The 23,313-nt window shown below is 66.6% G+C and carries 21 protein-coding genes; 10 read left to right on the top strand and 11 right to left on the bottom strand.

All coding sequences use genetic code 11. The features are described 5' to 3' along the window. Positions 1-31: 31 nt before the first annotated feature. The 4 genes from gcl to puuE all read right to left on the bottom strand — a co-directional run bounded on the left by gcl (position 32) and on the right by puuE (position 4,519). A complete protein-coding gene (gene gcl, locus KGR00_RS13085; RefSeq protein ID WP_224418332.1) occupies positions 32-1,810 on the bottom strand; it encodes a glyoxylate carboligase in 1,779 nt (592 codons plus the stop codon). A 232-nt stretch (positions 1,811-2,042) separates the two neighbouring features. Further along, positions 2,043-2,531 (bottom strand): ureidoglycolate lyase, encoded by a 489-nt coding sequence (locus KGR00_RS13080; RefSeq protein ID WP_224419833.1) that lies wholly within the window; start codon positions 2,529-2,531, stop codon positions 2,043-2,045. Positions 2,532-2,718: 187 nt separating this feature from the next. Beyond that, positions 2,719-3,540 carry a bifunctional allantoicase/(S)-ureidoglycine aminohydrolase gene (locus KGR00_RS13075; protein ID WP_224418333.1) on the bottom strand — a complete coding sequence of 274 codons (822 nt, stop codon included), beginning with the start codon at positions 3,538-3,540 and terminating at the stop codon, positions 2,719-2,721. A gap of 43 nt (positions 3,541-3,583) precedes the next feature. Beyond that, entirely contained in the window at positions 3,584-4,519 is a 936-nt protein-coding gene (gene puuE, locus KGR00_RS13070; protein WP_224418334.1) for an allantoinase PuuE, read from the bottom strand. Between the two features lie 679 nt (positions 4,520-5,198). Between puuE and KGR00_RS13065 the strand changes: the two genes are divergently transcribed. The 3 genes from KGR00_RS13065 to KGR00_RS13055 all read left to right on the top strand — a co-directional run bounded on the left by KGR00_RS13065 (position 5,199) and on the right by KGR00_RS13055 (position 8,923). After that, positions 5,199-5,942, top strand: coding sequence for an aspartate/glutamate racemase family protein (locus KGR00_RS13065; protein WP_224418335.1), 744 nt, complete (start codon positions 5,199-5,201; stop codon positions 5,940-5,942). A gap of 112 nt (positions 5,943-6,054) precedes the next feature. Beyond that, positions 6,055-7,419: an NCS1 family transporter gene (locus KGR00_RS13060; RefSeq protein ID WP_224418336.1), complete on the top strand. Its 1,365-nt coding sequence runs from the start codon at positions 6,055-6,057 to the stop codon at positions 7,417-7,419. 37 nt (positions 7,420-7,456) lie between these two features. Then, the gene (locus tag KGR00_RS13055) at positions 7,457-8,923 is read left to right on the top strand and encodes an NCS1 family nucleobase:cation symporter-1 (protein WP_224418337.1); all 1,467 of its coding nucleotides are present in this window, start codon (positions 7,457-7,459) and stop codon (positions 8,921-8,923) included. A 90-nt stretch (positions 8,924-9,013) separates the two neighbouring features. Here the strand turns inward: KGR00_RS13055 and KGR00_RS13050 are convergent, their stop codons facing one another. Then, a complete protein-coding gene (locus KGR00_RS13050) occupies positions 9,014-10,063 on the bottom strand; it encodes a LacI family DNA-binding transcriptional regulator (RefSeq protein ID WP_224418338.1) in 1,050 nt (349 codons plus the stop codon). Between the two features lie 258 nt (positions 10,064-10,321). Between KGR00_RS13050 and KGR00_RS13045 the strand changes: the two genes are divergently transcribed. The 5 genes from KGR00_RS13045 to sseA all read left to right on the top strand — a co-directional run bounded on the left by KGR00_RS13045 (position 10,322) and on the right by sseA (position 15,226). After that, on the top strand, positions 10,322-11,326 hold the full coding sequence (locus KGR00_RS13045) for a tripartite tricarboxylate transporter substrate binding protein (protein ID WP_129141268.1): 1,005 nt from the start codon (positions 10,322-10,324) through the stop codon (positions 11,324-11,326). A 30-nt stretch (positions 11,327-11,356) separates the two neighbouring features. Next, the gene (locus KGR00_RS13040) at positions 11,357-11,833 is read left to right on the top strand and encodes a tripartite tricarboxylate transporter TctB family protein (protein ID WP_224418339.1); all 477 of its coding nucleotides are present in this window, start codon (positions 11,357-11,359) and stop codon (positions 11,831-11,833) included. A gap of 4 nt (positions 11,834-11,837) precedes the next feature. After that, entirely contained in the window at positions 11,838-13,337 is a 1,500-nt protein-coding gene (locus tag KGR00_RS13035; RefSeq protein ID WP_129141266.1) for a tripartite tricarboxylate transporter permease, read from the top strand. 14 nt (positions 13,338-13,351) lie between these two features. Further along, positions 13,352-14,140 carry an aldolase/citrate lyase family protein gene (locus KGR00_RS13030; protein WP_224418340.1) on the top strand — a complete coding sequence of 263 codons (789 nt, stop codon included), beginning with the start codon at positions 13,352-13,354 and terminating at the stop codon, positions 14,138-14,140. 231 nt (positions 14,141-14,371) lie between these two features. Then, a complete protein-coding gene (gene sseA, locus KGR00_RS13025) occupies positions 14,372-15,226 on the top strand; it encodes a 3-mercaptopyruvate sulfurtransferase (protein ID WP_224418341.1) in 855 nt (284 codons plus the stop codon). A 74-nt stretch (positions 15,227-15,300) separates the two neighbouring features. On the opposite strand, the gene rep is transcribed toward sseA, so the two are convergent. From rep to pyrE, 4 genes are all read right to left on the bottom strand, one after another. Next, positions 15,301-17,343, bottom strand: coding sequence for a DNA helicase Rep (gene rep / locus KGR00_RS13020; protein WP_129141263.1), 2,043 nt, complete (start codon positions 17,341-17,343; stop codon positions 15,301-15,303). Between the two features lie 3 nt (positions 17,344-17,346). Next, entirely contained in the window at positions 17,347-17,910 is a 564-nt protein-coding gene (gene trmL, locus KGR00_RS13015) for a tRNA (uridine(34)/cytosine(34)/5-carboxymethylaminomethyluridine(34)-2'-O)-methyltransferase TrmL (RefSeq protein WP_224418342.1), read from the bottom strand. Between the two features lie 197 nt (positions 17,911-18,107). Beyond that, complete coding sequence (locus KGR00_RS13010; RefSeq protein WP_129141261.1) at positions 18,108-18,662, bottom strand: YfaZ family outer membrane protein; 555 nt, start codon at positions 18,660-18,662, stop codon at positions 18,108-18,110. Between the two features lie 86 nt (positions 18,663-18,748). Then, the gene (gene pyrE / locus KGR00_RS13005; protein WP_129141260.1) at positions 18,749-19,432 is read right to left on the bottom strand and encodes an orotate phosphoribosyltransferase; all 684 of its coding nucleotides are present in this window, start codon (positions 19,430-19,432) and stop codon (positions 18,749-18,751) included. A 100-nt stretch (positions 19,433-19,532) separates the two neighbouring features. On the opposite strand from pyrE, the gene KGR00_RS13000 reads away from it, so the two are divergent. Continuing rightward, complete coding sequence (locus KGR00_RS13000; RefSeq protein ID WP_129141259.1) at positions 19,533-20,300, top strand: exodeoxyribonuclease III; 768 nt, start codon at positions 19,533-19,535, stop codon at positions 20,298-20,300. 85 nt (positions 20,301-20,385) lie between these two features. Here KGR00_RS13000 and rph read toward each other — a convergent pair whose 3' ends face one another. Beyond that, entirely contained in the window at positions 20,386-21,123 is a 738-nt protein-coding gene (gene rph / locus KGR00_RS12995) for a ribonuclease PH (RefSeq protein ID WP_239031359.1), read from the bottom strand. Between the two features lie 248 nt (positions 21,124-21,371). Here rph and KGR00_RS12990 point away from each other — a divergent pair, with 248 nt between their 5' ends. Continuing rightward, on the top strand, positions 21,372-22,235 hold the full coding sequence (locus KGR00_RS12990; protein WP_224418343.1) for a YicC/YloC family endoribonuclease: 864 nt from the start codon (positions 21,372-21,374) through the stop codon (positions 22,233-22,235). Between the two features lie 116 nt (positions 22,236-22,351). Here KGR00_RS12990 and KGR00_RS12985 read toward each other — a convergent pair whose 3' ends face one another. Continuing rightward, positions 22,352-23,293 (bottom strand): LysR substrate-binding domain-containing protein, encoded by a 942-nt coding sequence (locus tag KGR00_RS12985; RefSeq protein WP_224418344.1) that lies wholly within the window; start codon positions 23,291-23,293, stop codon positions 22,352-22,354. Positions 23,294-23,313 lie beyond the last annotated feature (20 nt).

The raw sequence follows: 23,313 nt of genomic DNA, 5'->3' as shown, positions 1-23,313 counted from the left end.
GTCTTGTGGCTGATACGGCGACAGGCCTCTATTACATCCGCGACGCGATCGACGTCGGCGCATCCTCGGCGGTCTCGGCCAGCGCCTCGAACTCGGTGACGCCGCTCAGGTCCTTGCCGCTCATGGCGATGTTGGTGACCCGCTCGAGGATCACCTCGACCACCACCGGCACGCGATGCTCGTGCATCAGCTCACGGGCCCGCGCGAAGGCCGGGGCAATGTCGTCCGGGCGAGTGACGCGCAGTGCCTTGCAGCCCAGCCCCTCGACGACCGACACGTGGTCGACGCCGTAGCCGTTGATCTCCGGGCAGTTGATGTTCTCGAACGACAGCTGCACGCAGTAATCCATGTCGAAGTTGCGCTGCGCCTGGCGGATCAGTCCCAGGTAGGAGTTGTTCACCAGCACGTGGATGTAGGGCAGGTTGAACTGCGCCCCCACCGCCAGCTCCTCGATCATGAACTGGAAATCGTAGTCGCCCGACAGCGCCACGACCTCGGCATCCGGATCGGCGCGACACACCCCCAGCGCCGCGGGGATCGTCCAGCCCAGCGGCCCGGCCTGGCCACAGTTGATCCAGTGACGCGGCCGGTAGACGTGCAGGAACTGCGCACCGGCGATCTGCGACAACCCGATGGTACTGACATAGCGGGTGTTCCTGCCGAAGGCGCGATTCATCTCCTCGTAGACGCGCTGCGGCTTGATCGGAACGTCGTCGAAGTGGGTCTTGCGCAGCATCGTGCGCTTGCGCTCGCGACATTCCTCGGCCCAGGCGCTGCGATCCTTGAGCCGGCCGGCCGCCTCGAGGTCGCGGGCCACCTCGATGAACAGCTCCAGAGCGGCCCCGGCGTCGGAGACGATGCCGTAGTCGGGCCCGAACACCCGGCCGAGCTGGGTCGGTTCGATGTCGACGTGAACGAAGGTCCGCCCCTCGGTGTAGCTGGCCACGTCGCCGGTATGGCGGTTGGCCCAGCGGTTGCCGATGCCCATCACGAAGTCCGCGGCAAGCAGCGTGGCATTGCCGTAGCGATGCGAGGTCTGCAGCCCGGCCATGCCAGCCATCAGCGGGTGATCGTCGGGGATCGTGCCCCAGCCCATCAGGGTGGGAATCACCGGCACCCCGGTGAGCTCGGCGAACTCGACCAGCTTGTCGGCGGCATCGGCGTTGATCACCCCGCCACCGGCGACCAGCAACGGCCGTTCGGCGGCGTTGAGCATGCCGATCGCCTTCTCGATCTGGGCCCGCGAGGCGCTCGGCTTGTAGGCCGGCAGCGGCTCGTAGGTGTCGGGATCGAATTCGATCTCGCTCATCTGCACGTCGAGCGGCAGATCGATCAGCACCGGGCCGGGGCGCGAGCTGCGCATCAACTGGAAGGCCTGCTGGAAGGCGCGCGGCACCTGAGCCGGCTCGAGCACGGTGACCGCCCACTTGGTCACCGGACCGGCGATCGCCTGGATGTCCACCGCCTGGAAATCCTCCTTGTGCAACCTGGCGCGCGGCGCCTGGCCGGTGATGCACAACATCGGAATGGAATCCCCCGAGGCCGAGTAGAGCCCGGTGATCATGTCGGTCCCGGCCGGACCGGAGGTGCCGATGCACACCCCGATGTTACCGGCCCGGGCGCGGGTGTAACCCTCGGCCATGTGCGAGGCACCCTCGACGTGACGGGCGAGCACATGATCGATGCCGCCGACCTGGCGCATGGCGGCATAGAAGGGATTGATGGCGGCGCCGGGCAGGCCGAAGGCAACGTCGATGCCTTCCTTCCGGAGCACGTGAACGGCGGCTTCTGCGGCGGTCATCCTGGTCACGAGCGGTCCTCCTGGGAGACGTGATCATTGTTGTTGACTCCAAGTTAGGCAGCACCGCAACGGCTGTCAATATTTATTGGAAACATTTTCCATTAAATGGAATTAGCGAACGCAGACCAGAAAATGTCGCCTGGATATTGCATGAAATATGGTAATCCACATGAAAAAAGGGCCCGACGCACAGCGCCCGGCCCATTATTCAGAAATAATTTCCAATATTATGAAATAGCAATCAAGCCAGGCGAATCCGCGCGGCGAGGGGGTGTTCGTCGCAGTTGTCGCCCTTGCCACCGCGATCGACGACCAGGAATTCGCCCTCGCGGTCGAGTACCGACTGGATGGCGTGCCAGGTGCCGGCCCGGTAGTTGACGCCCTGGCGCCCGTCGGTGACGAAGGCCCGCACCTCGGCAGGGTCGATCTCGTCGCCCGGCGGCGCCACGACGATCAAAAAGCGCTCCTCGTGCAGCGGCATGAAGGCCTGGCTGCCCAGCGGATGGCGCTCGAGGAAGTCGATGGTCAGCGGTACCTCGACCGGCTGGCTGACGAAGATGCTGACCAGTGTCCGCGCTTCCTCGCCGAGGGTCTCGACCCGCGCCAGATCGTGATAGCGCCGGGTACGCCCGGCGTTGATCGGAAAGGAGTCGCTGATGCGCGTATCGATGACGTCACCGAACGGCGCGAACGCCTCGGGGGTCAGCGGCTCGGCCTTGAGTTCCAATATGTTCATACGCCCTCACAAATCAATTCTGCGTCTCGGAAAAACTCGACGAGCGAAGGTCAGGCAAGGCGAAGATCGGCGAGAAAGCGGACCGGGCTGGCGATCCAGTTTACAAGCCGTAAATGAGCATTTTGACCGGGCTGGCGCTCCAGCCGATCTTCAACGCCGCATGACCGAGCGCAGACAGTTTTTACGGACGCAGTTTCGGGTGACGGTTGACGTCCTTGTACAGCAGATAACGGAACGGCCCCGGCCCACCGGCATAGCAGGCCTGCGGGCAGAAGGCACGCAACCACATGAAATCGCCGGCCTCGACCTCGACCCAGTCCTGATTGAGGTGATAGACGGCCTTGCCCTCGAGCACGTACAGGCCGTGCTCCATGACGTGGGTCTCGTCGAAGGGGATCACCCCGCCGGGCTGGAAGGTGACGATGGTCACGTGCATGTCATGGCGCAGGTCCGCCGGGTCGACGAAGCGGGTCGTCGCCCAGACGCCCTGGGTATCCGGCATCGGCGTCGGTTCGATGTCGTTCTCGTTGGTGACGAAGGGCTCGGGCACCCCGAGCCCCTCGACGAACTCGTACGCCTTGCGGATCCAGTGGAAGCGCAGCGTCCCGTCCGCCGTGTTGCGCACCTGCCAGTCACAGCCCGGGGGGACGAAGGCATAGCCACCCGGCCCCAGGGTATGGCGCTCGCCGGCCAGGGTCAGGGTCAGCTCGCCCTCGACCACGAACAGCACGCCCTCGGCGCCGGGGTCGATTTCCGGCCGGTCGCTGCCGCCGCCGGGAGCGACCTCCATGATGTACTGGGAGAAGGTCTCGGCGAAGCCGGACAGCGGGCGCGACAGCACCCACAGCCGGGTCTTCTCCCAGAACGGCAGGAAGCTGGTGACGATGTCGCGCATCACGCCCTTGGGGATCACCGCATAGGCTTCGGTGAACACCGCACGATCCGAGAGCAACTGGGTCTGTGGCGGTAGCCCGCCCCTGGGGGCGTAGTAGGTATTGGCCATGAATGTACCTTGCTGATGAACGTTGGCGAACCGGCGACCGGGTTCAGTGGCCGGCCGGGTGCCGCTCGGCCCAGTGGCGGGCGATGTCGACGCGCCGCGTGACCCACACCCGGTCGTGAGCCTCGATGTGATCGAGGAAGCGCTGCAGGGCGCGGAAGCGGCCGGGGCGGCCGATCAGCCGGCAGTGCAGGCCCACGGAGAGCATCTTGGGCGTTTCCTCGCCTTCGGCATAGAGCACGTCGAAAGCGTCGCGCAGGTAGCCGAAGAAGTGATCGGCGGTATTGAAGCCCTGCGGCGTGGCGAAGCGCATGTCGTTGCTGTCGAGGGTATAGGGCACGATGAGGTGGTCGTGGAGCTCGCCCCGGCTGTCCGCCTCGCGAGTCCAGAACGGCAGATCGTCGCCATAGTAGTCACTGTCGTAGAGGAACGAGCCCTCGTCGAGCACCAGCCGCCGGGTGTTGGGGCTGTCGCGGCCGGTGTACCAGCCCAGCGGCTTCTCGCCGTAGAGCGACTGGAAGATCTCGATGGCCCGCTGCATGTGCTCGCGCTCGATCGCCTCCGGCATGCTCTGATAGTGCAGCCAGCGCCAGCCGTGACAGGCGATCTCGTGGCCCAGCTCCTTGAAGGCCTGGGCGACCTCGGGATTGCGCTCGAGGGCCATGGCCACGCCGAACACCGTGAGCGGCAGGCCGCGGCGTTCGAACTCGCGCAGCACCCGCCATACCCCGGCCCGCGAACCGTACTCGTAGATCGACTCCATGCTCAGGTGGCGCTCGGGATACGCCTCGGCGCCGACGATCTCGGAGAGAAACTTCTCGGAGTGGGTGTCGCCGTGCAACACGCAGTTTTCGCCCCCCTCCTCGTAGTTGAGCACGAACTGCACGGCGATGCGCGCCTTGCCCGGCCAGTCGGCCTGGGGCGGGTTGCGGCCATAACCGATCAGGTCGCGGGGGTAGTCGGGATCGCGTCGGGTGATCATCTGCCGGTATCCTTGTTGTTGGTCGCGTCCGCCAAGTCGGCGAGCACAGGCCCGCCAGCTTGGCACGCCATATATGTATACAATAAAAAGCTAGGCTGTATGCACCCGGAGTGCAAGCCCCACCCACTGCCACCCAGGCCGAAGCGATCACCGCCGCGCATCGTTCCGGGCCCGCGCGATCAGCTCGCCACTTCTGGCTGCCGTCGCTCGCCGGCCCGGCGCGCAAGCGCCGCACAGGCAAGCGGAACCTTCATTCCGAAGCCTTGACCTTTGTATACAATAAATCAAGGCGACTTTCGTTGTCCTGTAGCCCTCCGCCGTTGAGCCTCATCCAGAAGCCCATGTCTGACAAGCCGTTATCGAGCGGCATTCGACGCCACATCCGCATGGCAGGACATTGATATCACCGCTGGTCCGGACTATTGAGCACAGGTAATGTATACATACATTGTGCTCACAAACGCCAGCATATGCGATACCGACAACCATTCCGCGGCCCCCGAGACACCCGCCCCGCCGCGCGGCCGGCTTCATAAAATGATTACCTGACAAGGGGTTGCGATTAATTGTTCGGGAAACGTGCTTGACGCTTGCCCTCGCAGACTGGCAAGACTATTTTGTGTACAAAGACAACAAGCATCGTGAACAAGACGATTCACGAGCACCCAGCGAGGCCCCCATGCACATCCGCGTCATCAACCCCAACACCACCGCCGCCATGACGGCCAAGATCGGCGAGGCCGCCGAGCGTATCGCCGCGCCCGGCACCCGCATCAGCGCGGTGAATCCCGCCAGCGGCCCGGTGTCGATCGAAAGCCACTTCGACGAGGCGATCAGCGCCGTGGGCGTCACCGAGGAGGTCCGCCGCGGCGAGACCGAGGGTGCCGACGCCTATATCGTCGCCTGCTTCGGGGACCCCGGACTGATGGCCGCCCGCGAGCTGACCCGAGCGCCGGTGATCGGCATCGCCGAGGCCGCCTTTCACATGGCGACCCTGATCAGCACCCGTTTCTCGATCGTCACTACCCTGGGGCGCACCGGGATCATCGCCGAGCATCTGCTGGCCAGCTATGGCTTCGCCGGCCACTGCCGGCGGGTACGCGCCGCGGAGATCCCGGTGCTCGACCTGGAAGAGAACGGCGATGCCGCCTATCAGCGGATCGTCACCGAGTGTCGCCGCGCCCGCGACGAGGACGGCATCGGCGCCATCGTGCTGGGCTGTGGCGGCATGGCCGACCTGACGGCGCGAATCAGCGATGCCGTGGGCCTGCCGGTGGTCGAGGGCGTCACCGCCGCGGTCAAGCTGGCCGAGGCGCTGGTCGGCCTGGGCCTTCAGACCAGCAAGCACGGCGACCTGGCCTTTCCGCGGCCCAAGCCCTTCACCGGTCGGTTCTCGGAGCTGTCCGACACCCGCTTCGAGTGAGGCGCCCACCGCACGATAATCAAGACAACCGCTAACGACCTGCCCGGTACGCCACGTTCACAAAGGCGCCACGCGCGCCAACAACAAACCGGTAACTCCGCGAGGCACAACAATGTCCACTTCCTCCTCCCAGCCCGGCGCCGCGTCCGACGCGCTCGCCGAGGGCTCTACCAAGGCCGCCGGCGATGAATCGCTGGCCCCCCAGAAGACCCGCATCATGGGGCGGCTCTCCTACCTGCTGGCCTGGTTCGGCGGCTGCGTGTCGATCGGCACCTTCGCCATGGGCTCGAGCATCGTCGGTACCCTCAATCTGCTGCAGGCATCGCTGGCGATCGCCATCGGCTGCTTCGTGATCGGCGTGGCACTGACCATCAACGGCGCCGCCGGCTACAAGTACGGCATCCCCTTCATGGTCCAGGCGCGCAGCGCCTTCGGCTTCACCGGCACGCGCCTGCCCGGCCTGGTGCGCGCGGTCCCGGCGGTGGTCTGGTTCGGCTTCCAGAGCTGGATCGGCGCCGGGGCGCTGAACGCCGTGTCGTCGACACTGCTCGGCTTCGACAACCTGGTGTTCTACTTCATCGCCTTCCAGTTGTTGCAGATCGCCCTGTCGGTGTTCGGCTTCCAGGGCATCAAGTGGCTGGAGAACATCGGCAGCGGCTTCATTCTGGCCTCGCTGCTGTACATGTTCATCAGCGTGATCAACAAGTATGGCGACGTGATCGGCGCGCAGCTGATCGACATCGACGGCACCTGGGGCCTGCCGTTCTGGGGCGCGACGATGCTCTTCCTGGGCATCTACAGCACCATGATCCTCAACGCCAGCGACTACTCCCGCGAGCTCAAGCACGGCGCCGGCCCGGGCTTCCTGACCACGCTCTACGCCATGTCGATCCTGCCCTGCACGCTGTTCATGGGGCTGATCGGGCTGATGGTCTCCGGCGCAACCGGCGTCGCCGACCCCATCGACGTGTTCGCCAACGCCGTGGACAACACCCCGCTGCTGGTCACCACGCTGCTGTTCATCGCCTTCGCCCAGGTCACCACCAACGTGCTCAACAACGTGGTGCCGCCGACCTACGTGCTGATGGACGTGTTCAAGCTGAAGTACCGCGTCGCGGCGGTGATCGTCGGTCTGCTGGCCTTCGCCACCTTCCCCTGGGAACTGGTCAAGGACGACTCCGCCACCGGCCTGCAGATCTTCGTCCAGACCTATTCGGCCTTCCTGGGCCCGATCTTCGCGATCATGGCGGTGGACTACTTCCTGATCCGCAAGCGCACCCTGGATCTCGACGCCCTCTACGACGAGCAGGGCCCGTACCGCGGCACCAACCCCGCGGCGCTGATCGCCACGGTGCTGGGTGTGCTGGTCGCGTTCAGCGTCTCGGCGGTGTCGTGGTACGCCAGCCTGATTCCGGCGGGGCTCAGCTACTATCTACTGATGCGTCACTGGCCCGCCTGCCGGCGCTTCCTCTCCTGAGCGGTCATCACCGACAACGACAACAAGGGGCGTTCCCATGAACGACAACGACCTACGCATCCAGGCGCCCTCGCCGCGTCTCTACAATGCCGACCTGGCCCCGGTGCCGCGCCGCGAGCGCCGCTGGGGCGCCTTCGAGATCTTCAACGTCTGGTCCAACGACATCCAGAGCCTGTTCGGCTATACCCTGGCCGCCTCGCTGTTCATCGGTTACGGCCTGAACGGCTGGGCGGTCATGGCGGCCATCATCGTCGCCGGGCTGATCGTCATGGGCCTGGTCAACCTCACCGGCCGTCCCAGCGTGACCTACGGCCTGCCGTTTCCAGTGATCGTGCGTGCCAGCATGGGGGTCCACGGCGCCAACCTGCCGGCGATGCTGCGCGCGGTGATCGGCATCTTCTGGTACGGGGTCCAGACCTACTTCGCCTCCACCGCGGTGACCCTGCTGATCACCGCCAGCCTGGGCATCGAGGAAGGCACGCCCATCCTCGGCCTGTCGGGTGTGGCCTGGGTCTCCTTCCTGATCGTCTGGGTCTTCCAGCTGGCGATGTTCTGGGCCGGCATCGAGCGCATCAAGAAGTTTCTCAACTGGGCCGGCCCGCTGGTCTATGTGGTGATGGTCGCGCTAATGGGCATCATCTGGTATCAGGCGGGCGACACGCTGCTGCCGGCCGTCGGCAGCATCTTCTCCGCCGACGACACCACCTCGGGCAGCGCGATCGGCGCCTTCCTGACCATCGTCGGCACGATGATCGCCTACTTCGCCGCCGTGGTGATCAACTTCGGCGACTTCGCGCGCTTCGTGAAGGACGAACGCGCCATGCGCCTGGGCAACCTGCTGGGCCTGCCCTTGAACGTGGCGTTCTTCTCGTTCATCGCGCTGATCATCACCGCCGGGACACTGGCGCTGTTCGGCGATGCCCTGACCAACCCGTCCGACATCGTCGCCCGGGTCGACAGCCTGCCGCTGACGCTGATCGCCGCACTGACCTTCTTCGCCGCCACGGTGGGCATCAACCTGGTCGCCAACTTCATCCCGCCGGCCTACGACCTGGCCAACCTCTTCCCGGAACGCATCAGCTTCCGGCTCGGCGGCCTGATCACCGCCCTGATCGCCCTGGTGATCGGCGCGCTGTGGGTGGCCGTGATCAGCCAGATCGGCATCAGTGGCTTCGTCAACGCCATCGGTGCGGTGATCGCGCCCTTCTTCGGCATCATCGTCATCGACTTCTACGTGATTCGCCGGCGCCGGCTGGACGTCCAGGCGCTGTTCTCGACCGATCCGAACGGACCGTACTTCTACCGTAACGGCTGGAACCCACGCGGCCTGGCCGCCTTCGCGATCGGCGCCACGTTCTCGCTGGCCTCGGTCTTCGTGCCGGCCCTGCAGGCACTGGGCGGCTTCGCCTGGCTGCTCGGCGCCGGGCTCGGCGCGCTCAGCTACGGCGTGCTGATGATGCGCGACCCCGGCGTCGCCGCCGCCCGCGCGACGAGCGCGAACTGACCAGGCGCTGCTCTCCCACCCAAGACGACGCCCACAAGACGACGCGAGGCCGATAGCGGTCTCGCGTCGCTTTTTGTCCAGCCGCTCGTTTCACTCTCGTGACGGGCGCTCGCTGTCCTCGGGCGGCGGGCCGGTGGTCTCGCGGACCACCAGCTCGGGCGGCATCATTTCCCGCACCGCCGGCTGGCGGTCGCCGGCGATGCGCGCCAGCAGCAGCTCGCTGGCGCGATTGCCGATCAGGTCGGTGCGCACGCGGACACTGGTCAGGGCCGGTGCCGAGTAGGCGGCGGCGCCCATGTCGTCGAAACCGGTCACCGAGAGGTCGATGCCCGGACGCAGCCCCCGGCGGTAGCAGGCCGCCAGCACCCCGAAGGCGATCACGTCGGAAAAGCAGACGATGGCCGTGGGCGGTGTCGGCAGCGCCATCAGTTCGTCGAGCATGCGATCGCCGAAGGCCAGCGACGTCGGGCCGTGATGGATCGTCGTCTCATCGACCGGCAGCCCAGCGGCATCCATCTCGCGGCGAAAGGAGCGCTCGCGATCATGGGCCGTGGAGGTATCGCCACCCCCGCCCAGCCAGGCGAAGCGGCGGTGGCCCAGGGCGTACAGGTGGTCGAACAACAGCCGCACGCCGTGTTCGTCGTCGTTGATCACCCGGTCGAACGCCGTGTCGGCGACGTCGCGCGAGATCAGCACCAGTGGAAAATCTTGCAGGTGGCGCACCCGGGGGCCGTCGAGATCCTCGCGCGACGTGCCCGCCACCGGCACCAGGATCAGCCCTGCTGCGCCGTGCTCGGCCATCTGGCGGATGAAGCGGGCCTGGATCGAGGGCGTCTCGTGGGCGTGACAGAACAGCATCATGCGCCCCGCCTCGCGGAAGCGGGTCTCCATGTGGCCGAGGAACTCGGTGAAGAAGGGGTTGCTCAGGTCGTTGAGGCATACCGCCACGGTGCCGCTGTCGCCACGCCGCAACCCCGCTGCATGCCGATTGTAGACGTAGCCCACTGCCTCGGCGGCCTCCTGGATCCGGGAACGCGTCGCCGTGGAGATGCGCGGATCGTCGCGCAGCGCCAGCGATACCGCGGAGACGGTCACGCCCACCCGGTCGGCGATGGTCTTGAGAGTCGGTCGACGCGTCATGCAAGAGTCCTGTCCCGGCGGCACCCCGGGGGCCGTTGTCGAAGCCTGTCGGCGTGAAGGTCGTTACGCCGCGCGCGATCTTCGCGCGGGGCTTCGGCGATGGTATGCCACCACTCGGAGGCTTTCAGCCCCCGAGGATACCGACCAAGGTCGCATTGGTTCAATCGATTGAATTACGTAAAACGACGCATGAGGCGGTGGTCGGGAACGCAAGCCGGCCATCGGAGGTTTGCCAGGCGACACTCGCGGGAGCCCATCATGAAACAGGTACGCTCGACCCTATCGACCGCCACTACACTGGCCTTCGGCATCGCCGCGGCGGCGATGTCATCGACGGCGGTGGCCGACACGTCCGACCAGTGCGGCTGGCAGCCCGACCGCGCCGTGACCGTCATCGTCCCCTGGGGCACCGGCGGCGGCACCGACGCCAACGCCCGGCGCCTGGCCAGCCTGCTGGAAGACGAGATGGGCGTGCCCTTCAACGTGGTCAACCGCACCGGCGGCAACGGCGTCGTCGGGCATACCATGCTCGCCCGCGGCAAGCCCGACGGCTACACCATCGGCGCCGCCACGGTCGAGATCGACACCATGCACTGGATCGGCCTGACGCCGCTGACCTACCGGGACATCACGCCCATCGCGCTGATCGACCGTACCTCGGCAGGTGTCCTGGTCGCCAAGGACTCGCCCTATGCGTCGCTCGACGACCTGCTCGACGCCGCTAGGGACAACCCCGGCGAGCTGACCGCGTCGGGTACCGCCCAGGGCGGCATCTGGCACCTGGCGCTGGCCGGCATGCTCAAGGCCGAGGGGCTGGCTCCGGATGCCATCCGCTGGATTCCCAGCAAGGGTGCCGGCCCGGCGCTCAAGGAACTGATGGCCGGCGGCGTCGACGTCGCCACGCCGGCGCTCTCCGAGGCACTGCCGCTGGTCGAGCAGGGCGAGATCAAGGCGCTGGGCTACATGAGCGACACGCCGATGGAACAGCTGCCCGACGTGCCGGCAACCGGCGAGGCCCTCGACAGCGGCTGGACACTGGGCGCCTTCGTTACCATCAGCGGCCCCAAGGGGCTGCCCGACGAGATCGCCTGCGCCTACGAACAGGCTGTCGATCAGGCCGTGCACAGCGACGCCTGGGCCGAGTTCAAGCAGAGCCGTGGCGCGCCGGTGGTCTTCGAGGATCGCCAGCAGACCCGACAGACCCTGGCCGAGGCCGACGACAAGCTGGGCGACGTCATCCAGTCCATCGGCCTGGCCCAGTGACGCCTGCCCCCGGACAACACGGAGACGTCCATGGCACAGCATGACCGCCTGTCGGGCTGCCTGCTGATCCTCTTCGGCGCGCTGGTCCTGTGGCGCGCCTCCGGCTTCCCGAGCATGGCCGGACTCGCCTACGGGCCCGGCCTGTTCCCGTCGATCGCCGCCATCGGCCTGATCGGCTGTGGCACCATCATCGCGCTGGGGGCGCGTCGCCCCGCCTCGCGGGGCACGTCCCGCGGCGAGTCGACGACAGGCACCTCGCGGCGGCGCGCCAACGCCCGCATGGCGAGCCTGCTCGGTGTCGTGCTCGGCTACGCCCTGCTGCTCGAACCGCTCGGCTTCCATGTCGCCTCGCTGTTGCTGGTCGTCGCCGCGGCGCGGATCTTCGGCCTGCCCTGGGGGCGTTGCCTGCTGCTGGCGGTGCCCCTGGTGGTGGCGGTACACGCGCTGTTCTATTCGCTGCTGCACGTCCCGCTGCCGTGGGGCGTGCTGACTCCCGTGGCCTGGTGACATCATGCTCGTCGAGACGCTTGCCAACCTGTTCACCCCCGAACACCTGGCGGTGATCGCCGCCTGCACCCTGTATGGCACCGTCGTCGGCGCCATGCCCGGCCTGACCGCGACCATGGCGGTGGCGCTGCTGGTGCCCTTCACCTACTTCATGGATCCGCTGATGGCGATCAGCGCGATCGTCGCCACGACCTCGACGGCGATCTTCGCCGGCGACATCCCCGGCGCCCTGATGCGCATCCCGGGTACGCCGGCCTCGGCGGCCTATGTCGAGGACGCCCACCGCCTGTCGCGCGCCGGGCGGGCCCGGTCGACCCTGTGCGTATCGCTGTTCGCGGCGGCCATCGGCGGACTGGTGGGCGTCGCCATGCTGGCGCTGATCGCCCCGCAACTGGCCCGGGTAGCCATGCAGTTTTCCAGCTACGAGACCTTCTGGCTGGCCTGCCTGGGCCTGAGCTGTGCCGTCATGACCAGCAATGCCGACGTGGCGAAGAGCTTCGCCAGCCTGTTTCTGGGCCTGTTCATCGCCTCGATCGGCATCGATGTCGCGGTGGGCTACCCGCGTTTCACCTTCGGCAACTTCGAGCTCTACGACGGCATCAGTTTCATCCCGGCCATCATCGGCCTGTTCGCGCTCAGCGAAATCCTGCGCAGCGCCCGCTCGGGCGAGACCGGCACCCGCGTCACCGCCGACCAGGAACCCTTGCCGGCGGCGCTGCGCGAGGCACTGGCCACGCTGCGCCGCTACAAGCGCAACGTGGCCCGTTCGAGTGTACTGGGTACCCTGATCGGCGCCCTGCCCGGGGCCGGCGCGGACATCGCCGCCTGGATCTGCTATGCCGTGTCGCGGCGCTTCTCGCGACAGCCCGAGCGTTACGGCCAGGGCCACGTGGAGGGCATCGTCGACGGCGGCAGTGCCAACAACGCGGCGATCGGCGGCGCCTGGACGCCGGCGCTGGTCTTCGGCATCCCCGGCGACAGCGTCACCGCCATCGCCATTGGCATCCTGCTGCTCAACGGCCTGACGCCCGGCCCGCGCATCTTCACCGACTCGCCGGAACTGGTGCACACCCTCTACGGGGCCTTCGCGCTGACCAACCTGATCATGATCCCCGCCGGGCTACTGGTGATTCTCGTCGCCAGCTGGCTGCTGCGCATTCCGCGCCGCGTGCTGATGCCGATCGTACTGCTGTTCTCGCTGGTGGGTGCCTACGCCATCACCAACTCCGCGATCGCCATCTGGATCGTGCTGGCGCTGGGCGCGCTGGGCTACGCGATGGAAGCCAACGGCTTTCCGCTGGCGCCGGCGATTCTCGGCATCGTGCTGGGCGGCATCGTCGAGGACAACTTCATGACCTCGATGCTCAAGGCCCAAGGCGACCTGCTGGCCTTCTTCGAACGCCCCTGGGCGGCGGCACTCGGCACTCTGACCCTGCTCGTCTGGGCCCTGCTGCTCTGGCGCGCCGCCCGCGACGCGCTGCGCCGCCGCTCGCCCGCTTCATAAAAGGAATCCCGCTCATGAAACGACACAACCCGACCAAGGCCGCCCTGCGCGAGGGCCGCACCGTCAGCGCGCTATGGCTGGAAAGCGCCAGCCCGGAACTCGCCGAGGCCGCCGTCGGCGCCGGCTGGAAGACCGTGCTGGTCGACAACGAGCACGGTGTCTCCAGCCTCGAGCACACCGCGCATCTGGTGCGCGCCATCGAGGCGGCCGGCGGCGAGGTGGTCCTGCGCATCCCCGCCAACGACCCGGCCTACCTGAAGAAGGTCCTCGACATGGGGGTGCGCTCGATCATGGTGCCGATGATCAATGACGCCGATCAGGCCCGGGCGTTCGTCGCTGCCTGTCGCTATCCGCCGCAGGGCAGTCGCGGCTACGCGGCACCGATCGTCCGCGCCTCGGGCTACGGGGCAATCGACGACTATGCCCGTCACGCCAACGACGAGCTGTTGCTGATCGGCCAGATCGAACACGTCGACGCCGCCCGTGACGTGGAAGCGATCGCCGCCGTCGACGGCCTCGACATGCTGTTCATCGGCCCCAATGACCTGGCCGGCTCGTTGGGCAAGCTGGAGCGCCTCGAGGATGCCGAGGTTCGCGAACTGATCGGCGACCTGGAGCGGCGCATCGTCGCCGGCGGCCGCTGGATGGGCACCATCACCGGCCCCGGTCGCGATGTCGCCACGCTCAGCGACAGCGGCTACCGCTTCGTCGCCGGCCCCAACGACATCGCCCTGTTCGCCAGCACGCTGCGCGCCGAGGCCGAAGCCTGGCGGGCACGCACGGCGGACTTCGACGCCGTCTAGACCGCTACCCGACCGATCCACTCAACCCCGTCACGCACGTGGCCCGGCGATGGCATTCCTGCTGCCCCGGCCCCGGGCCTGCTCGCGGCCAGGGCCCCACCCAGCCATTCCTGACACGCGCCATTTCCGGTCTTATCCTGCTCGTTGCACTGTTGTCACTGGTACTGCCGTCTTTCTTCGGATGGCGGAAGAAACTGGCGGCGCAACGTCTTCACACCAAGGAATCGCAAAATGGCAATGTCTGATCTCGTCAGCGTCGACTGGCTCCGCGACAACCTCGATCTGCCGGAGATCGTGATCCTGGACGCCAGTTGGTATCTACCGACCGCCTCTCGGGATCCGGAGGCCGAATATCGCGACGGCCACATCCCCGGCGCCAGACGTTTCGATTTCGATGGAGAGATCAAGGATCCCTCGTCGTCGCTGCCGCACATGCTGCCCGCCCCGTCGGCATTCGGCGCCGCCGTGCGAGCACTCGGCGTCAATGCCGACAGCCGCGTGGTGGTCTACGACGGCCAGGGCATCTTCGCCGCACCGCGGGCCTGGTGGATGTTCAAGGTCATGGGCCATCAAGACGTCGCGGTCCTCGATGGCGGACTGCCGGCCTGGAAGGCCGCCGGACTCGCGCTCGACAGCGGTCCGCCGTCCGCCGCCACCCCGGGCGATTTCGAGGCACGCCTGAACCCCGAGCGCCTCGCCGACGCCGACGCAGTTGGCGCGCATCTCGAGAAGCGCACGGCACACGTGGTGGATGCCCGCTCGGCGGCACGCTTCAGCGGCGAACAGCCCGAACCGCGCCCGGGGTTGCGAGCCGGCCATATGCCGGGCGCCTTGAATCTTCCCTTCGACCGGCTGCTGGACAATGGCTTCTATCGTTCGCCCGATATCCTGCGGGAGCGTTTCCGCGAGGCGGGTATCGAGCCGGGGACGCCGCTGGTCGGCTCCTGCGGCTCCGGCGTGACCGCCTCGGTGCTGGCGCTGGGCGCCGAACTGGCCGGACTGGGGCCGATGGCGGTCTACGACGGGTCCTGGGCGGAGTGGGGTCAGGAATCGCGCCCCGAACTCGCCGTGGTCAAAGACCGCTGAGGCGATCAACAACGGTCCACCGGAGCTGGCGTCGGCGTCCCTGAAGACTGCACGGCATGATCACGCCCGGCCGCTCACCCCAGCAGCGAACGCAGTCCGGCGATGGCGTCCTTGCCGCGGGCCTGCTTGCGGTCAGGGTCTTCCTTGTCGGCACGGCCTTCCCATTCCAGGTCGGCCTCGGGCAGTTCGTCGAGAAAGCGGCTCGGCGTGCAGTCCATCAGCTCGCCGTAGGCCTTGCGCTGGCGAGCCAGCGTCAACGTCAGGGTCTGGCGGGCGCGAGTGATGCCGACGTAGGCCAGGCGCCGCTCCTCCTCGATGGTGCCGGCCTCGATGGCGTTGCGGTGGGGCAGCAGTTCCTCCTCGAGGCCCATCACGTAGACGTGGGGGAACTCCAGGCCCTTGGCGGCGTGCAGGGTGAGCAACTGGACGCGGTCGGAGTCGTCCTCCTCGGCCTGCTGCTCGAGGATGTCGCGCAGCACCAGCCGCGAGATCGCCGCCTCGACGTCGTCGGTCTCCTCGCTGGCTCCCTCCTCGGCGTCCCGCGCCATCGATTTCTCGAGCTGGTCGATCAGCGTCCAGACATTGGCCATGCGCCGCTCGGCGACGGTCGGCGCGCTGGCGTTCTGATGCAGCCAGGCCTCGTAGTCCATGTCGCGGAACATCTCGCGCAGCGCGCTGATGGCGTCGCCCTGGTCCATGCGCCGGCGCACGCCGTCGATGAAGTGGGTGAAACGCCCCAGCCGCTCGACCGCGCGGGTCGGCAGCACCTGCTCCAGGCCCATCTCGTGACAGGCGGCGAACAGCGAACCGTCGCGCTCGTTGGCGTAGTTGGCGAGCTTCTCCAGCGTGCCGGGGCCGATCTCGCGACGCGGCACGTTGACGATGCGCAGGAAGGCGTTGTCGTCGGCCGGGTTGATCAACAGCCGCAGGTAGGCCATGGCGTCCTTGATCTCGTTGCGCGAGAAGAAGGAGGTACCGCCGGAGAGCTTGTAGGGCACCTGGTAGTGCTGCAGCTTGAGTTCGAGCAGCCGGGCCTGGAAGTTGCCGCGGTAGAGCACCGCGAAGTCGCGCCATTCGGCACGCTCCTTGATGCGCCGGGTGAGGATCTCGCTGGCCACCCGCTCGGCCTCGGCCTCCTCGTGACGGTTGACGACGATGCGGATCGGCATGCCGACGCCCTTGTCCGACCACAGGCTCTTCTCGTAGACGTGGGGGTTGTTGGCAATCAGCGTGTTGGCAGCGCGCAGGATGATCCCGGTGGAACGGTAGTTCTGCTCGAGCTTGATCACCCGCAACCGCGTGAAGTCCTCGCCCAGGGTCACCAGGTTCTCGGGGCGCGCCCCGCGCCAGGCATAGATCGACTGGTCGTCGTCGCCGACCACGGTGAAGGTAGCGCGCTCGGCCATCAGCAGGCGCACCAGCTGGTACTGGCTGACGTTGGTGTCCTGGTACTCGTCGACCAGCATGTAGTGGATCTTGCGCCGCCAGCGGGCCAGGGCCTCGGCGTCGCTCTGCAGCAGCGCCACCGGCAGCAGGATCAGATCGTCGAAGTCGACCGCGTTGTAGGCCTTGAGATGACGGTTGTAGGCCTCGTAGAGCCGCGCGGCGTACTGCTCGTCGTCATCGGCGGCGTGCGAGAGCGCCTGACCGGGCAGCACCAGGTCGTTCTTCCAGGTGGAGATCTGATGCTGCACGCGGTTGATCTGCTCGGCGTCGATCTGGGCATCCTTCTGCATCAGATCGCGCAGCAGCGCCTTGGCGTCCTCGGGATCGAACAGCGAGAAGCCCGGCTTGTAGCCCAGCGTCTTGAGCTCGCCGCGAATGATGTTGAGCCCCAGGGTGTGGAAGGTCGACACCGTCAGGCCGTGGCCCTCGCGGCCCTTGAGCAACTGGCCGACGCGCTCCTTCATCTCGCGGGCGGCCTTGTTGGTGAAGGTCACCGCGGCGATCTTGCGCGCGCTCATGCCGCACTCCTGGACCAGGTAGGCGATCTTGGTGGTGATCACGCTGGTCTTGCCGGAGCCGGCCCCGGCCAGCACCAGGCAGGGGCCGTCGATGTAGCGCACCGCGTCCTGCTGACGCGGGTTGAGCTTGGCGAGGCGTTGTTGGATCGACATGAATCACTCGTCGCCGGCATCGCCGGCCATGGACTCGTTGACGGGACGGGAAACCCCGGCGGACGTCGCGGGCTCCTCGGCCCCCGGAAGGCCGGCCCCCGGAAGGCCGGACCCAGCGAAATCGAGCTGACGCCATGCCTCGTAGACCAGCACCGCCGCGGCGTTGGAGAGGTTCAAGCTGCGGCTGTCAGGCAGCATGGGGATGCGCAACCGATGCTCCGTTGGCAGGGCATCCAGCATCGCCTGCGGCAGACCGCGAGTCTCCGGGCCGAACACCAGGGCATCGCCTTGCCGATAGGCCGGCTCATGGTAGCCGGTGCGCCCGCGCGTGGAAACGGCGAACACCCGCTCGGGCGCCACGTCGCGCAGAAATGCCGACCAGTCGGCGTGCACGCGCACCCGGGCCCACTCGTGATAATCCAGCCCGGCGCGCCGCAGGCGCTTGTCGTCGAGCGTGAAGCCCAGCGGCTCGATCAGATGCAGCCGAAAGCCGGTGTTGGCGCACAGCCGGATCAGATTGCCGGTGTTGGGCGGGATCTCGGGTTCGAAGAGAACGATATCGAGCATGCAGGGACACTGAAGATGGCGGCGACCGCGCCCATGATACGCAAACGGCGCCCCGAAAGGGACGCCGATACTCCTTACAGCGCTCGGATACTCTTTACAGCGCTCCGAACCCAGCGCTCGAAGCCACGGATGCGGCTTTTGACCTTTCTTCCAGCTTACGGCTTATGGCTTACAGCTCCCGGCGCAGCCGGGCGCCCTCAGAAGCCGACACTCAACCCGACCACCGGTCCGCTGTCCAGGGTGTGGTCGTCCCGGTCGGTGAAGTCGCTGCGAATGTAGCGGTAACCGCCGTAGAGGTAGGTGTGCGAAACCAGGTTGACGCGTGCCTGGGCACCGTATTCGACGCTCTTCTCGAGATCGCCGTGGCTCAGCCCTTCGGGCGTGTAGAAGCCGTAACCGCCGATCGAGGTCAACGGGATCGGCGTAGGTACGAACACCGAGCCGCCCAGCCCCAGGCCGCCGCCATCGCCGTAGGGCGTGTCCTGATACTGGTAACGGCCGCCGACCGCGACATCGACGCCCGGCACGAAGGGCGTGAACATCAGCGAGCCGGAATAGATATCGGTGTCGTCGCCGCTGTCGTCGGTGGACAGATAACCGACGCCGGCACGCAGGGTGGGAAAGATCGTCTGGCTGGCCTCGACGCCGACGGAATCGGAGCCGGCGTTGGCAGCGACGCTCAGGGCCAGGGCCTGTTGGCTGGCCAGCAGGCAGGCGGTGGCGGCGAAAGGTAGGGCGAATAACGATTTCATGACGAAGCGCCTCGTAAAATGGCCTGACAAGGCCTTCACTATGGCATAGTATCGTCAGTTATCAAACGCCGTTTCCATTGGATCGCTCAATCGGCGTCGACACCGTAGCGGTCGCGATAGGCGCGAATCGCCTCGGCATGGGGCTGAAGGGCGGCACCGGCGTGGATCTCGAGATAGGCGAGCACGTCGTCGAGGGTGACGATGCTGATCACCGGCATGCCGTAACGGGCCTCGACTTCCTGAATGGCGCTGCGGGGCTTCGTTTCACCCTCGGCCTGCCCGCGCTCCTGGCGGTCCAGGGCGATGACCACGCCGGCCGGGCTCGCCCCGGCAGCGTCGATCAGCTGCATCACCTCGCCGATCGCGGTGCCGGCGGTGATCACGTCGTCGATGATCAGCACGCGACCGGCGAGCTCGGCGCCGACGATCCGCCCCCCCTCACCGTGGGCCTTGGCCTCCTTGCGGTTGAAGGCGAACGGCAGGTCGAGGCCGTGATGGTCGGCCAGTGCCACGGCGGTGGTGGCGCCCAGCGGGATGCCCTTGTAGGCGGGGCCGAACAGCACATCGGCGGCGAGGCCGCTGTCGGCGATGGCGCGGGCGTAGAAACGCCCCAGCCGCGCCAGGGCGGCGCCGGTCCGGAACAGGCCGGCATTGAAGAAATAGGGGCTGACGCGGCCGGACTTGAGCGTGAATTCGCCGAACTTGAGCACGCCCTGCTCGATGGCGAAGGCGATGAAGTCACGCTGGTAGTCTTGCAACTCGGCGGCCACGGTGAAACGGCTCCCCTTTATCGGAATGATTGGCTCGGGTCATTTACCCAAACGTCGAAAGCTCAGGTATCATACACGCGCGACGAAAAAGGGACCATGTATGAAAATCGCCAGCATCAACGTCAACGGAATCCGTGCCGCGGTCGAGCGAGGTTTTCTCGACTGGCTGGCCGGTCAGGATGCCGACGTCGTCTGCGTGCAGAACATTCAGACCAAGAGTTTCGAACTCGACGACAGCATCCTCTACCCCGAAGGGTACGAAAGCTATTTCCTCGATGCCGAGCAGGACGGTTTCTCCGGCGTCGGGCTGTACTGCCGCAAGATCCCCAAGGCGATCATGTATGGCCTGGGCTTCGAGCAGTGCGACAACGAGGCGCGCTTCCTGCAGGCCGACTACGACCGCTTCAGCATCGCCACCTTCCTGATGCCCGACGGCAGCGACTACGCCGCCAAGCAGTCGTTCATGGCCCAGTACCAGGAATACCTGTCCAAGATGGCCCGCAAGCGCCGCGAGTACATCATCTGCGGCACCTGGCACATCGCCCACAAGACCGTCGACCTGGCCAACTGGGCCGACAACCAGACCACGCCGGGCTTCAAGCCGGAAGAGCGCGCCTGGATGGATCAGGTGTTCGGGCCCACCGGCTTCATCGACACCTTCCGCGAGGTCAACCGCGACGCCGGCGAATACACCTGGTGGCCCAAGCTCGACCAGGACGTGCCACGCGCTCGCCAGGAAGGCTGGCGCATCGACTATCAGGTGGTGGGCCCCAACTTCCGCCGCCACGTGGTCGACGCCTGGATCGATCGCGACGCGACCTTCTCCGAGTTCGCCCCGCTGATCGTCGAGTACGACCTGACGCTGTAAACCCGGTCTTTCGTCGCGGTCAACGAACGACGCCGGCCCTGGGCCGGCGTCGTCGTCTCTGCTGTGTCTCCAGCCGGTGCCTCGCTCAGTCGCGAATATCCAGTGCCTCGCGCTGGCGGGCGAACAACTCGTTGCCGGCCTGCTGCGCCAGATCGAGCATGGCATCGAGCTCGGCCCGCGAGAACGCCGCCGCCTCGGCGGTGCCCTGTACCTCGATCAGCCCGCCGCTTTCGGTCATCACCACGTTCATGTCGGTGTCCGCGCCGCTGTCCTCCGGGTAGTCCAGATCGACCACCGGCGTGCCCTTGAACACGCCCACCGACACCGAGCTGACCAGCTGCTGGAAGGGATCGCTCTTGATCAGCTTCTCGCGCTGCAGGTGACGAATGGCATCGACCAGCGCCACGCAGCCGCCGGTGATCGACGCCGTGCGCGTGCCGCCGTCGGCCTGGATCACGTCGCAGTCGACGGTGATGGTGAACTCGCCGAGCTTCTTGAGATTCACCGCCGCGCGCAACGCCCGGCCGATCAGCCGCTGGATCTCCAGGGTGCGCCCGCCCTGCTTGCCGCGCGCCGCCTCGCGGGCACCACGGGTATGGGTGGCGCGCGGCAGCATGCCGTATTCGGCGGTGACCCAGCCCTGGCCCTTGCCGCGCAGCCAGCGGGGCACGCCGGCCTCGACGCTGGCGTTGCACAGCACCTTGGTATCGCCGAACGCCACCAGCACCGAGCCCTCGGCGTGCCGCGTGTAGTCACGGGTCAGCTGAATCTCGCGCGTCTGCTCGGGCTGGCGCCCGCTGGGACGGATGGAAGCCGAGTGCATAACACCTCTCGTCGTGTTCACGGAAATCGGGGCGCGGCGGTATGGCCGCCGCGCGGGAGGCTCATTCTACACGCTCGACGCCGGCGAATCCGTTACACTGGGTCAAATCCGCCGCCGGGGACGTCCCCGCGGCCCTCGACACCCAGGCGCGGTACCGGACATACCGGTGGAATCGGGCGGAGCCCCGATCGACGAGGCCTTCCGCGCAGGCCAGGGTGACGAACGACGACCCTGTCAAAGGAGCACGCATGGCGTACAGCATGACCGCCTTCTCTCGGCAGACCCTCGCCGCCGAGTGGGGAAGCCTGCAACTGGAACTGCGCTCGGTGAACCAGCGCTACCTGGAACCGCATTTCCGCCTCCCGGACGCCCTGCGCGACCTGGAGCCGACGTTCCGCGAGGCGCTGCGCGAACGTCTGGCACGCGGCAAGGTGGAGTGCAGCCTGCGCTTCGACCCGGCCACCGGCAGCGAAAACCTGAGCGTCAACCGCGACCGGCTCGCCGAGCTCGCCCGCGCCCTGCACGAAGTGCGTGCCGAACTCCCCGAGTCGCCGATGCCCGACGCCCTCGCCCTGCTCGACCACCCCGGGGTGCTGGAAGCCAGCGGCGTCGATCTGGAACGGGTCAAGCAGGAGGCACTGGCCCTGTTCAATGCCGCGCTCGACGACCTGATCGCCGGGCGCGCGCGCGAAGGGCAGCGCCTCGCCGAGCTGATCCAGAGCCGTCTCGACGGCGTGCGCGTGCAGGTCGCCGAGGTGCGCGGCCTGATGCCGGAGATCCTCGAACGCCAGCGCAACCAGTTGCTGGAACGCCTGGAAACCTTCAAGGCCGAGCTCGACCCGCAGCGCATCGAGACCGAGGTCGCCCTGCTGGCCCAGAAGGCCGATGTCGACGAAGAGCTCGACCGCCTCGACACCCATGTCGCCGAGGTCGAGCGCCAGCTCAAGCAGAAGGGGCCGGTCGGCCGGCGGCTGGACTTTCTGATGCAGGAGCTCAACCGCGAGGCCAACACCCTCTCCTCCAAGGCGGTGGTCGCCGAAAGCACCCGCTGCGCGGTGGAGCTGAAGGTGCTGATCGAGCAGATGCGCGAGCAGATTCAGAATATCGAGTAGCGCCCTGGGCGCGATCGACAGGAGACGCGGCTAGAGCTGTACGCGCGACTGCCGATCACCAGTGGCAAGAGACGAAGGTGCAGGGGGTTCGGGAAACTCTCCCGAACCCCTCGGGTTCAATCCCCCATCTCGGCGGGAAGATCGTCGCCATAGGCGTCCCAATTCTCGGCGGTGATCCAATCCCAGAAGCTGTTGACGATATTGACGCGCTTATGGGATCTCGGCACCACGACGTAAAAGCCGGGAATATCCGCTTCGGGCATATCAGCGAGGACGTCCGCCCCGAACGGCGCTACGAGCCGGCCCACCTTGAGATCGTCCATGGCATCGACTTTCGAAATCAGCCCGACCCCCAGGCCGGAAATGGCCGCACGCCTCATGGTCGCCGCATCCTGGAACTGGATCTCGTTGCCTGGGTCATGCTCGCCAACATTGAGATAGGCAAGGACTCTCGCCCATAGGTCACGCGCCAATACCGGATGCAAGAGAGGGAGCTGAGTCAGATCTTCGGGCTTGGTGATCTTCTTGGCGAACTCCGGCTCGCAGCCAATAATCTTGGGATCCTTGATTAGCAGCTTGACGTCGTATTCCTTCCATTGCCCGAAGCCCCATTGGATGGATATATCGACGTCGTCTACCGCAAAGTCCGGTAGTTTTACCATTGTAGTGAGCCGAATATCGGCTCCCGGCACTTTCTCGCAAAAGCGGTCCAGGCGCTCCATCAGATAGCGCATGGCAAAGTGCGGACTGACATTGATGTTGATGCGATGACGGTAGGTGGAGCGGGTGATACGGTTGACACCTTCGCTCAGCTCATCGAACCCTGCCTGGACGAAGGGGGCCAGGATACCCGCCTGCTCGGTTGGCTCTATGACACGAGAGCGGCGTTCAAAAAGCGGGACGCCCAGGATGTCCTCCAGCAGGCGAATCTGCTGGCTCACCGCCTGGGGGCTGATCAACAACTCATCGGCAGCCCCCCGAAAGCTCCCATGACGCATCACGACCCAGAAAACCCGCAACGCGTTAAGGGGGGGCAGGCGAGTGGTCCGGTTCGTCATGTCGCTCCTTGATCCACAGG

It is taken from the genome of Modicisalibacter sp. MOD 31.J, from assembly GCF_020147985.1.
GTDB lineage: Bacteria > Pseudomonadota > Gammaproteobacteria > Pseudomonadales > Halomonadaceae > Modicisalibacter > Modicisalibacter coralii.
The sequence above is the reverse complement of the archived record's forward strand: the minus strand, read 5'-3'. Positions and strand labels throughout refer to the sequence as shown.

Coding starts and splice junctions, on each gene's coding strand:
- KGR00_RS13075 (WP_224418333.1), bottom strand. CDS start 3,540: ATGGCCAATACCTACTACGCCCCCAGGGGCGGGCTACCGCCACAGACC.
- puuE (WP_224418334.1), bottom strand. CDS start 4,519: ATGATCACCCGACGCGATCCCGACTACCCCCGCGACCTGATCGGTTAT.
- KGR00_RS13065 (WP_224418335.1), top strand. CDS start 5,199: ATGCACATCCGCGTCATCAACCCCAACACCACCGCCGCCATGACGGCC.
- KGR00_RS13060 (WP_224418336.1), top strand. CDS start 6,055: ATGTCCACTTCCTCCTCCCAGCCCGGCGCCGCGTCCGACGCGCTCGCC.
- KGR00_RS13055 (WP_224418337.1), top strand. CDS start 7,457: ATGAACGACAACGACCTACGCATCCAGGCGCCCTCGCCGCGTCTCTAC.
- KGR00_RS13050 (WP_224418338.1), bottom strand. CDS start 10,063: ATGACGCGTCGACCGACTCTCAAGACCATCGCCGACCGGGTGGGCGTG.
- KGR00_RS13045 (WP_129141268.1), top strand. CDS start 10,322: ATGAAACAGGTACGCTCGACCCTATCGACCGCCACTACACTGGCCTTC.
- KGR00_RS13040 (WP_224418339.1), top strand. CDS start 11,357: ATGGCACAGCATGACCGCCTGTCGGGCTGCCTGCTGATCCTCTTCGGC.
- KGR00_RS13035 (WP_129141266.1), top strand. CDS start 11,838: ATGCTCGTCGAGACGCTTGCCAACCTGTTCACCCCCGAACACCTGGCG.
- KGR00_RS13030 (WP_224418340.1), top strand. CDS start 13,352: ATGAAACGACACAACCCGACCAAGGCCGCCCTGCGCGAGGGCCGCACC.
- sseA (WP_224418341.1), top strand. CDS start 14,372: ATGGCAATGTCTGATCTCGTCAGCGTCGACTGGCTCCGCGACAACCTC.
- rep (WP_129141263.1), bottom strand. CDS start 17,343: ATGTCGATCCAACAACGCCTCGCCAAGCTCAACCCGCGTCAGCAGGAC.
- trmL (WP_224418342.1), bottom strand. CDS start 17,910: ATGCTCGATATCGTTCTCTTCGAACCCGAGATCCCGCCCAACACCGGC.
- KGR00_RS13010 (WP_129141261.1), bottom strand. CDS start 18,662: ATGAAATCGTTATTCGCCCTACCTTTCGCCGCCACCGCCTGCCTGCTG.
- KGR00_RS13000 (WP_129141259.1), top strand. CDS start 19,533: ATGAAAATCGCCAGCATCAACGTCAACGGAATCCGTGCCGCGGTCGAG.
- rph (WP_239031359.1), bottom strand. CDS start 21,123: ATGCACTCGGCTTCCATCCGTCCCAGCGGGCGCCAGCCCGAGCAGACG.
- KGR00_RS12990 (WP_224418343.1), top strand. CDS start 21,372: ATGGCGTACAGCATGACCGCCTTCTCTCGGCAGACCCTCGCCGCCGAG.
- KGR00_RS12985 (WP_224418344.1), bottom strand. CDS start 23,293: ATGACGAACCGGACCACTCGCCTGCCCCCCCTTAACGCGTTGCGGGTT.